Raw genomic sequence first — 10,096 nt, forward strand, 5'->3', positions numbered from 1 at the left:
CCGCGTGCGCATCCCGGGCTACGTGCTCGTGCGCATGGAGCTCAACGAGGACTCGTGGTCGGTCGTGCGGCACACGCCGGGCGTCACGGGCTTCGTCGGCAACTCGCACAACCCGACGCCGCTGCGCTTCGAGGAGGCCTTCAACATGCTGAAGAGCCTCGTCGAGGTCAAGGAGGTCGCCGGCGCCAAGGGCGGTGCGGCCAAGAAGGGCGCCGCTGCCGCGGCCCGCGTCATCCCCGCCGAGGTCGACTTCGAGGTCGGCGAGACCATCACGATCAAGGAAGGCTCGTTCGCGGGCCTGCCCGGCACGATCAGCGAGATCAAGCCCGAGAGCGGCAAGCTCACGGTCCTCGTCTCGCTCTTCGAGCGCGAGACCCCGGTCGAGCTGTCGTTCGACCAGGTCAACAAGCAGTAAATACAGACCACCGCCCCGGAGAGACCGGACGCGGGAGAAGGATTCGGCCCCTGAGCTTGTCGAAGGGTCCGAATCGTTCGATGAGAGGAAAACAAGAATGGCACCCAAGAAGAAGGTGACCGGCCTGATCAAGCTCCAGATCAAGGCCGGAGCCGCCAACCCGGCGCCGCCGATCGGGCCCGCGCTCGGTCAGCACGGCGTCAACATCATGGAGTTCTGCAAGGCATACAACGCGGCCACCGAGGCGCAGCGCGGCAACGTCATCCCCGTCGAGATCACCGTCTACGAGGACCGCAGCTTCACGTTCATCCTGAAGACGCCCCCGGCAGCCGAGCTGATCAAGAAGGCGGCCGGCGTCGCGAAGGGCTCATCGACCCCGCACACGACCAAGGTGGCCAAGCTCACCAAGGAGCAGGTGCGCGAGATCGCCGAGGCCAAGCAGCCCGACCTGAACGCGAACGACATCGAGGCCGCCTCGAAGATCATCGCCGGCACCGCCCGTTCCATGGGCATCACGGTCGAGGACTGAGGGGGATAGGGATCATGGCTACCAAGTCCAAGGCCTACAAGGCCGCCGCCGCGAAGATCGCGGCTGACACGTTCTACACGCCCACCGAGGCCGTTGCCCTGGCCAAGGAGACCGGCTCCGCGACCTTCGACTCGACCGTCGAGGTCGCGCTCAAGCTCGCCGTCGACCCCCGCAAGGCAGACCAGATGGTGCGCGGCACGGTCATCCTGCCCCACGGCACGGGCAAGACGGCCCGCGTCATCGTCTTCGCCACGGGCCCCGCCGCTGAGGCCGCCATCGCGGCCGGCGCCGATGAGGTCGGTGGAGCCGAGCTCATCGAGAAGGTCGCGGGCGGCTACACGTCGTTCGACGCGGCTGTGGCCACGCCCGAGCTGATGGGCCAGGTCGGTCGTCTCGGAAAGGTGCTGGGCCCCCGTGGCCTCATGCCCAACCCGAAGACCGGCACGGTCACGCCCAACCCGGCCAAGGCCGTCGAGGAGATCAAGGGCGGAAAGATCGAGTTCCGCGTCGACAAGCACGCCAACGTGCACTTCGTCGTCGGCAAGGCCTCGTTCACGCCCGAGCAGCTCGATGAGAACCTCAAGGCCGCTCTCGACGAGATCGTGCGCCTGAAGCCCTCGAGCTCGAAGGGTCGTTACATCCAGAAGGGTGCCGTGTCGACCACGTTCGGCCCCGGCATCCCGCTGGATGTCAACGCGATCTGATCGCATACGCCAGACGAGAAGGGCTCCCGCATCGCGCGGGGGCCCTTCTCGCATGTGCGGGCGGTGTCAGTGCGGTACGACGAGGCTGATGCCGAGAGCGATCATGACGACGGCGATGACGGCGTCGAGCAGTCGCCACGCACGCGGTGAGGCGAGCGGGCGGCTGAGCAGCCGGGCGCCGAAGGCGAGCGAGCCGAACCAGAGGATGCTGCCGGCCACTGCCCCCGCGGCGAACCACCATCGGGCGTCGCCGTGGGTGTTCGCCACGGAGCCCAGCAGAAAGACGGTGTCGAGGTAGACGTGGGGGTTCAGCCACGTCAGCGCCAGCGTCGTCGCGAACACCGCAGTCCGGCCGGGTCCCGCGGCGGCCGAGTCGACCCGCAGGGCGCCGGTGGAGGGGCGCCAGGCGCGCCGCGCCGCGAGGGCCCCGTAGCCGACGAGGAAAGCGGCGCCGGCCCACCTCACGACCTCGACCGCCCAAGGCGCCTGGGCGAGGATCAGGCCGATGCCCGCGACCCCGGCGATGATCAGCAGGGCGTCGCTGATCATGCAGATCAGGGCCACGCCGAGCACGTTCTCGCGGCGGATGCCCTGTCGCAGGACGAACAGGTTCTGCGCGCCGATCGCGATGATGAGCGAGAGGCCGAGGCCGAGACCGGCGAGAAGCGAGGAGGGCACCGTTCGAGCGTACGATCGGGTGCCGAATCAGACCAGTTGATGTTCTGAATGCTGCATTAGCCTGGCTTCATGAAGCTGCCCCTCGATCTCGTGTCGACCCTGCTCGCCGTGATCGACGAGGGGTCGTTCGAGGGCGCCGCACGCCGGCTGCACGTCACGCCCTCGGCGGTGAGCCAGCGCGTGCGCACCCTCGAGGATCAGCTGGGTGGCGTGCTCGTGGTGCGAAGTCGTCCTGTCCGGCCCACCGCCGCCGGCGGGGTGGTCCTGCGCCTGGCGCGACAGATGGCGCTCCTCGAACACGATGCGCTCGCCGAACTCGGGCGCGACGACGCCGCAACGGCGCGCATCTCGCTCGCGGTGAACGCGGATTCACTCGCCACGTGGCTGCTCGAGCCGCTTGCGCGCCTGAGTCGGCAGCATCCCGTCGTGTTCGATCTGCACCGAGACGATCAGGACTTCACCGCCGCGCTGTTGGCCGACGGCACGGCCCTCGCGGGCGTCACATCGCAGGCCGATCCGATCGCCGGGTGCGTCGCGACTGCGCTCGGGACGATGGTGTACGAGGCCGTGGCCACACCCTCCTTCGTGGCCCGCTGGCTCGGGCGGGGCGCGACCGCCGACGAGCTCGAGGCGGCGCCCCTGGTGGATTTCGACCGGCGCGACGATCTGCAGACGCGTTGGCTGGTCGCCGTCGGCGCCGACCCGGGCGCCCCGCCACGCCACTTCGTGCCCGCCTCGCACGACTTCGCCGCCGCCGTGCGCGCGGGGCTCGGGTGGGGGATGCTGCCGCTGCTGCAATCCGCGGATGCGCTGGCCGACGGCGAACTGGTGCACATCGGCGGGCCGGGCATCCCCGTCGCCCTGTACTGGCAGCAGTGGAATCTGCATTCACCGCTGCTGGGCGCGGTCGCGGCGGAGGTGATCGCCGCCGCCGGGACGGCGCTCAGTCGTCGCTGACGCGCAGGACGAGCTTGCCCCGGGTGTGCCCCTCTTCGAGGACCGTGTGGGCGGCGGCGGCGTCGGCGAGGTCGAAGACCCGCTCGATGTAGACCTGGATGGAGCCGGAGGAGAGCAGCCTGCCGATCGTGGCCAGCGCGCCGCCGTCGGGCACGACCTTGTACGTCGTCGCCCGCGCCCCGGCGGCCGCGGCGTCGGCGGCGAAGTCCGGCCAGCTGCCGGTGGGGACGTTGATGATGAGTCCGCCGGGTCGCAGCACCCGAAGCGAGCGCGATCCCGTCGAATCGGCGGCGTTGCCGACGAGGTCGATCACGACATCCACGTCGGCGATGACCTCTTCGAATCGCGTCGTGGTGTAGTCGATCACCACGGCGGCCCCGAGCTCACGCAGCCAGGCGGAGTTGCGGCCCGAGGCGGTCACCGTGACATGGGCGCCGAAGTAGGCCGCGAGCTGCACGGCGAAGTGGCCGACGCCGCCGCTGCCGGCGTGGATGAGGATCCGCTGGCCCTCATGCGCGTGCGCGGTCTCGACGACGAGTCCCCAGGCGGTGAGTGCCGCCAGCGGAACCCCGGCCGCCTCGACGTGCGACAGCGCCGCGGGCATCTTCGCGACCGAGAGACTCTGCGCCACGACGTATTCGGCGTATGCGCCCTGTGTGCGCGGGAACGACGCCATGCCGAACACGGCGGTGCCCGGCTGCAGCGGGTGCGTCTCGTAGGGAGCCTTGACGACGACGCCGCTGAAGTCGAACCCCAGCACGGCGGGGTAGGCGGAGATCGCGGGCGAGACGCCACGACCCGCGCGAGTCTTGGCATCGATGGGGTTGACGCCCGCGGCGACCACGCGCACGAGCACTTCGCTGAGTACCGGCTGCGGCACGTCGACCTCGGCCGAGCGGAAGGCCTCGGGGCCGCCCGGCGCGTCGATCACCATCGCGCGCATGGACTCGGGCACGCGCGGCGCGCCGGCCAGGGGAGTGGTTCCGGGGTGCGGGGGACGAGGGGTCATCGACTGCTCCGTTCTGCGCGACCTTGCGCATACCGCACAGGTGTCTGATGCGTCCCAGTAAAGCCCCGGTATATCTCGCCGGTGTTACACCGGTGCTACCGCGCGGCTAAACCGTGTCGGGACGTTCGCCGGCCGTGAGCGCGTGCAGCAGCCGCGTGAGGGAGCGGATGTCGTCGACCGACCACTCTCCCAGCGCCGAGAGCAGCGACTGCTCCTGCGGTGCGCGCGCCGCAGCGAGTCGCTCCACGCCGTGCTCGGTGGCGAAGAGCAGGCTCGAGCGCCCGTCCTCCGGGTCGGGAGTGCGCGTGATCAGGCCGAGCTGCTCGAGCTCCCGCACGGTGCGACTGATCTGCCCCTTGTCGGCCGCGAGCGACTCGGCGAGGGCCGACAGGCTCATGCCCTCGCGTCGCACGATCGTCGTGAACACCTTGTACGCGGCGGGCAGCATCCCGGGGCTCACCCGCTGCGCATTCTCGGCGATGACCCGCCGCAGCTGATGGATGAGCGCGCCGAACTCGGCCTCGAGGGCACGCACGGCGTCCGTCCGCTCGGTGAGGTCGTCGGGTTCGGGCATGGTCCGACCCTACGGGCGCGGCGTGGCGCCGGTCGCGGGGATCGCCGACATCCCCTCGCTGGTCGACACGGTCGCCAGATCCGCCTCGCCCGCCGCGATGCGCTCGGTCGTCGTCATCCGCGTGAGCGGTTTGTTGGGCAGGAAGGCGATCGCGATCAGGCTGATCACCGCGAGCGGCACGGCGATGAGGAAGGAGTCGGCGATCGCCTGGGCGTAGACGTCCTCGACGATCACCCGCACGGCCTCGGGCAGCGCGCTGACCGCGGGAAGCGTGCCCGACTGCAGCTGCGCCGCAACCGACGCGCCCTGCTCCCCGAGCGTCTCGATCGCGGCGGCGAGAGCGCCACGGTTGACCGCGAAGAGGTCGGTCGCGCTCGCCGCGAGGACCGCTCCCATCGCCGAGACGCCGACGGTGCCGCCGAGGCTGCGGAAGAAGGTCACCCCCGAGCTCGCGGCGCCCATCTCTTCGGGGCGGGCGGTGTTCTGCACGATGAGCACGAGGTTCTGCATGCTCATCCCGACGCCGGCGCCCAGCAGGAACATGTAGAGCGACACCAGGACGAACGGGGTGTCGTAGTGCAGTGTCGACAGCAGGGAGGATCCGGCGATCAGCGAGAGCGCTCCGGCGATGAGGTACGGCTTCCAGTGCCCGTACCGGCTGATGAGCTGGCCGACGAGGATCGAGGTCAGCAGCAGCCCGCCGATCATCGGCAGGGTCATCAGACCCGCCTCGGTGGGCGTCGCGCCCCGGGCCATCTGCATGTACTGGCTGAGGAACACCGACGTGCCGAACATCGCCACGCCCGTGGCGATCGAGGCGATCACGGCGAGCGTGAAGGTGCGGCTGCGGAACATCGACAGCGGGATGAGCGGCTCACGCGACCGCAGCTCGACGACGATGAACAGCACCGCCGCGAGGAGCGCGCCGCCCGCCATCAGGGCGGTCTCGAGGCTCCACCAGGCGTAGGTGTCGCCGGCGTTCGTGATCCACACCAGCAGAAGCGAGACGGATGTCGCCAGCAGGACGATGCCGAGGTAGTCGATGCGCACGCGCTCCCGCCTCGTGCGGGTGATGTGCAGCGTGCGCTGCAGGATCACGAGCGCGGCGATCGCGAAGGGGATCGCGACGAAGAAGTTCCAGCGCCATCCGATGCCGTCGGTGATGACACCGCCCAGGAGCGGACCGCCGACCGTGGCGAGGGCCATCACGGCACCGAACAGTCCCATGTACCGACCGCGTTCGCGGGGGCTGATGATGTCGGCCATGATGACCTGGCTGAGTGCGGCGAGGCCACCGGCTCCGAGGCCCTGGACGGCGCGGAAGGCGATGAGTGTGCCGGTGTCCTGCGAGAAGCCGGCGGCCGCGGTGGCGAGCACGAACAGCACGAGCGCGATCTGGATCAGCAGCTTGCGATCGAACAGGTCGGCGAGCTTGCCCCAGATGGGTGTCGAGATCGCGGTGGTCAACAGGGTCGCAGTGACCACCCATGTGAAGGCGGCCTGGTCGCCGCCGAGATCGTGCACGATGACCGGCAGCGACGTGGAGACGACGGTGGCGGCGAGCATCGAGACGAACATTCCGAGCAGCAGTCCTGAGAGCGCCTCGAGGACGGCGCGACGCGACATCGGCGCGGGGGTGAGTGTGCGGGTGTCTTCCGGTGCGGCGGCGGGGCGGGTGGCCATGCGGGGCCTTTCGTGGGGCGGGCGGGCGCGGCCACGCTGCCGCAAAGTTGATCTATGTCAACTATATGCGCATGGTTGACGCACGTCAACTACTTCGTCGGAGCCGGGTGGGATGCTGTCGCCCGGCGCCGCGGGTCAGTCGGCGAGGGCGAGCGCGCGATACGGCTGTGGGCACGCGGGAGTGGAGGACAGCATCCGCTCGTCATCGCGCACGAGGGGCTTGCCCGTCGTACGCCGGTACAGCTCGTCGATCAGCGCGGAGGCCAGAGTCACGAGTCGGTCGATCTCGGCATCGTCGCGATCGACCCATGCGCAGCGGGGCTCGTCGCCCACGGGGACGAAATCGTCATGCTGCTCCCACGCGACCAGGGTGCGTTCGGCGCCGAGCACGTGCTGCTGCCACCACACCTGCCGCAGGTAGGAGCGGGGGATCGAGCGCCATGCCTTGTTGGTCGTCTTGATCTCGGCGAGGATCACGGTGCCGTCGGGAGTGAGTCCGATGCCGTCGGGGGTGGCGAGATGGCGCTTCTCGACGACGGCGTGGAACAGAGCCGAAGAGGGGCGGATGCCGTGCGTCGCGGCGACCCAAGCCGCGATCTCGGGCTCGCGGCGGCGGCCGTGATCGGTGTAGGCGTTGCCCGAGAAGCGCGAGCCCATCAGCTTCTGATCCGCAGCCTTGCGGATCGCGTTCACGCTCGTGAGGGCCGCGACATCCGTGGCCGTGATCCCGCGCGAGCGCGCACGCACCCAGGCCACCCGATCGCGGCTGTCGGCCACGATGCGTGCGGCGAGTTCGGGGGTCACGCCCTCGACCCTAACCCGCCCTCCGCGCGATCCCCGCCGAGCGCACGGCTTGTCGCCGAGTGCACGACGTGTCACGCGCGGGCAGGTCGTGCGTTGGGCGACACGTCGTGCGCTCGGCGATGGGGGGCGGCTCCTCCACAGGCGGGCGCGAGCGAGGAGCGGGTGTCGCGAAGGCCGCGCAGACGGGTATTGAGCTTCGGTGTGCTGCATCGTTGCGGGATGCCGCGCCACGCCACCGTCGACGAACTTTCGCAGATCCTCGTCTCTTTCGCCGCCCTGCGGGCGCTCGGGATGAGCGAGCGCGCCATTGCCGCCCGGGTCCGCTCGCGGGAGCTGACCGTGGTTCGTCGCGGGTGGTACGTCGAGTCGGCGGTCTGGACGAACCTGTGGCCGGAATCGCGGCATCTCCTGCACGTCCTCGCCGTCGTGCGCGACGGCCACGGGTCGGGCGTGATCTCGCACGAGTCCGCCGCCGTCGTGCACGGGCTGCCTCTCTACCGGCGAAACCCGGCTCGTGTGCACCTCACGACGGATGCGCCGCGGCGCATCGCGAGCGGCCCCGATGTTTTCCGTCATGTCTGCCCGCTGCCGCCCGAGGATGTCACCGTTGTCCGAGGGATCACGTGCACGTCGCTTGCGCGCACCGTGTTCGATACGGCGCGGTCGCTGCCGCTCGAGGCGGCGGTGTCGATCGCGGACGCGGCCGAGCGGTCTGTCGCCGAGCGGCAGCGGGAATGGAACGAGGATGCGCTCGCACGCTGGCGGCGACTGATGACGGAGCGGATCGCGGATGCCGGCGGCGCACGCGGCATCCGGTCTGCGCGATTCGTGACGGGATTCGCGCAGGCGCGCGCGCAGCTGCCGTTGGAATCGGTGAGTCGGCTGCAGCTGCACCGGCTGGGGTTCCGCGTCCTTCGAGTCCAGGTGCCGGTCGCGGCGCCCAACGGGCGCTGGTACTACCTCGATCTCGGGCTCGACGAGATCGACGCATTCGGCGAGTGCGATGGCGAGACGAAGTATCGCGATGAGGCCCTGCGTTCGGGGCGATCGCTCGAGGACGTGCTCCTCGACGAGAAGTGTCGCGAGGATTGGATCCGCGGCACGACCAACCGGCGGATGCTGCGCTGGGGCGATGCGCAGGCGCGAACTTCTGCCCGCCTCGGGCATCACCTGCGCTCCCTCGGCGTGACCCCTCCCTCCTGACTGCGCCGCGATCCCCGCCGAGCGCACGGCTTGTCGCCGAGTGCACGACGTTTCACGCGCGGGCAGGTCGTGCGTTGGGCGACACGTCGTGCGCTCGCGGGCAGGGGAGGGGATTTTGTGGATGAACCGGGGCCGGGGTATGGTGTACGAAGCCAAAGACCGCCGGTCATCGATGCGCGCGCAAGCGCACAGCGATCGAAGCTCTGCACAGCAGGGGCCCGCGCAGGTGTACGAACGAACTTCTTCGGAAGAACTCCCGCTCCGTGCCCTGCGCCGGAGCTTTTTTCATGTGCGGGGTCCGGTGTCTGAGGCCGGCGCCCCGCCACCGCGGGCCGCCTCGTACACACAAGGAGTGGCCATGGCGCAGAAGGATGCATCGGTCGCCGAGCTCACGAAGAATTTCGAGGACTCGACCGCCGTTCTGCTGACCGAGTACCGCGGTCTGACGGTTGCCCAGCTCAAGGAGCTGCGCAACAGCATTCGTCAGGACGCGGAATACGCCGTGGTGAAGAACACGCTGACCAAGATCGCCGCGTCCAACGCGGGGGTCACGGGCCTGGACGATGACCTCAAGGGTCCCTCGGCCATCGCTTTCGTGCACGGCGACCCCGTCGCCGTCGCGAAGGGTCTGCGTGCCTTCGCCAAGGCTAACCCTCTGCTCGTGATCAAGGGAGGGTACTTCGACGGTTCCCCCCTGACCGCCGCAGAGGTAGGCAAGCTCGCTGATCTCGAGAGCCGTGAAGTCCTGCTGGCGAAGCTCGCCGGTGCGATGAAGGCCTCGCTGACCAAGGCGGCTTATCTGTTCAACGCGCCGCTGTCGAAGGCCGTCCGCACGGTCGACGCGCTGCGTGAGAAGCAGGAGTCCGCGGCCTGACAAGGCCCCGGTTGAACAACCCCGATCAAGGAGAAAATCATGGCAAAGCTCAGCACTGAGGAGCTGCTCGACGCGTTCAAGGAGCTCACGCTCATCGAGCTCAGCGAGTTCGTCAAGGCGTTCGAGGAGACCTTCGACGTCACCGCCGCGGCCCCCGTGGCCGTCGCCGCGGGTGCCCCCGCCGGTGGCGCCCCCGCCGAAGAGGTCGAGGAGAAGGACTCCTTCGACGTCGTCCTCGAGGCCGCCGGTGACAAGAAGATCCAGGTCATCAAGGTCGTCCGCGAGCTCACCTCGCTCGGCCTCGGCGAGGCCAAGGCCGTCGTCGACGGTGCCCCCAAGGCCGTGCTCGAGGGCGCGAACAAGGACGCCGCCGAGAAGGCCAAGGCCGCTCTCGAAGAGGCCGGCGCGACGGTTACCCTCAAGTAATCACGCTCCACGCAGAGAGGCCCCGGCACCGCGCATGCGGTGTCCGGGGCCTTTCCCGTGTACGCAGTCCTGCGCGCGTCAATCCCGCCGGCGACCGACGCCGGCGGTGATGGCCGACTGCGCAGCATCCGCCGCCGCCGTCGAGCTGCGCACGACAAGACGCGACGCCTCGCGGATGTGCTCGCGCTCGGCGTCGGGGTCGTCGAGGCGACGCAGCAGCAGCCGCGCGGCGAGGCACCC

Annotated in this window: 12 protein-coding genes; 7 read left to right on the top strand and 5 right to left on the bottom strand. The window is 69.6% G+C overall.

Annotated elements, in window-relative coordinates:
* From DI573_RS11760 to rplA, 3 genes are all read left to right on the top strand, one after another.
* The coding region (locus DI573_RS11760; protein WP_292814403.1) for a transcription termination/antitermination NusG family protein at positions 1-415 on the top strand (415 nt) is incomplete at its 5' end.
* A gap of 97 nt (positions 416-512) precedes the next feature.
* Positions 513-944 (top strand): 50S ribosomal protein L11, encoded by a 432-nt coding sequence (rplK, locus tag DI573_RS11765; RefSeq protein ID WP_292814406.1) that lies wholly within the window; start codon positions 513-515, stop codon positions 942-944.
* Positions 945-958: 14 nt separating this feature from the next.
* Positions 959-1,648, top strand: a complete 690-nt coding sequence (gene rplA, locus DI573_RS11770) for a 50S ribosomal protein L1 (protein WP_292814409.1) — start codon at positions 959-961, stop codon at positions 1,646-1,648.
* Positions 1,649-1,714: 66 nt separating this feature from the next.
* Here rplA and DI573_RS11775 read toward each other — a convergent pair whose 3' ends face one another.
* Positions 1,715-2,326, bottom strand: coding sequence for a LysE/ArgO family amino acid transporter (locus DI573_RS11775; protein ID WP_292814412.1), 612 nt, complete (start codon positions 2,324-2,326; stop codon positions 1,715-1,717).
* 69 nt (positions 2,327-2,395) lie between these two features.
* Between DI573_RS11775 and DI573_RS11780 the strand changes: the two genes are divergently transcribed.
* A complete protein-coding gene (locus DI573_RS11780; RefSeq protein WP_292814414.1) occupies positions 2,396-3,283 on the top strand; it encodes a LysR family transcriptional regulator ArgP in 888 nt (295 codons plus the stop codon).
* Here DI573_RS11780 and DI573_RS11785 read toward each other — a convergent pair.
* From DI573_RS11785 to DI573_RS11800, 4 genes are all read right to left on the bottom strand, one after another.
* A complete protein-coding gene (locus DI573_RS11785; protein WP_292814417.1) occupies positions 3,270-4,292 on the bottom strand; it encodes an NADP-dependent oxidoreductase in 1,023 nt (340 codons plus the stop codon). The genes DI573_RS11780 and DI573_RS11785 overlap by 14 nt on opposite strands.
* A 106-nt stretch (positions 4,293-4,398) precedes the next feature.
* Positions 4,399-4,866 (bottom strand): MarR family transcriptional regulator, encoded by a 468-nt coding sequence (locus DI573_RS11790; RefSeq protein WP_292814420.1) that lies wholly within the window; start codon positions 4,864-4,866, stop codon positions 4,399-4,401.
* A gap of 9 nt (positions 4,867-4,875) precedes the next feature.
* Positions 4,876-6,492, bottom strand: a complete 1,617-nt coding sequence (locus DI573_RS11795; protein ID WP_363331363.1) for an MDR family MFS transporter — start codon at positions 6,490-6,492, stop codon at positions 4,876-4,878.
* Positions 6,493-6,684: 192 nt separating this feature from the next.
* Positions 6,685-7,353, bottom strand: coding sequence for a YqaJ viral recombinase family protein (locus tag DI573_RS11800; protein WP_292814425.1), 669 nt, complete (start codon positions 7,351-7,353; stop codon positions 6,685-6,687).
* A 219-nt stretch (positions 7,354-7,572) separates the two neighbouring features.
* On the opposite strand from DI573_RS11800, the gene DI573_RS11805 reads away from it, so the two are divergent.
* The 3 genes from DI573_RS11805 to rplL all read left to right on the top strand — a co-directional run bounded on the left by DI573_RS11805 (position 7,573) and on the right by rplL (position 9,856).
* The gene (locus DI573_RS11805; RefSeq protein WP_292814428.1) at positions 7,573-8,556 is read left to right on the top strand and encodes a hypothetical protein; all 984 of its coding nucleotides are present in this window, start codon (positions 7,573-7,575) and stop codon (positions 8,554-8,556) included.
* 358 nt (positions 8,557-8,914) lie between these two features.
* Complete coding sequence (gene rplJ / locus DI573_RS11810; RefSeq protein ID WP_292814431.1) at positions 8,915-9,430, top strand: 50S ribosomal protein L10; 516 nt, start codon at positions 8,915-8,917, stop codon at positions 9,428-9,430.
* Between the two features lie 39 nt (positions 9,431-9,469).
* Entirely contained in the window at positions 9,470-9,856 is a 387-nt protein-coding gene (gene rplL / locus DI573_RS11815; RefSeq protein WP_292814434.1) for a 50S ribosomal protein L7/L12, read from the top strand.
* The last annotated feature ends 240 nt before the right edge of the window (positions 9,857-10,096 follow it).

This window comes from Microbacterium sp. (assembly GCF_003248605.1).
Taxonomy (GTDB): Bacteria; Actinomycetota; Actinomycetes; order Actinomycetales; family Microbacteriaceae; genus Microbacterium.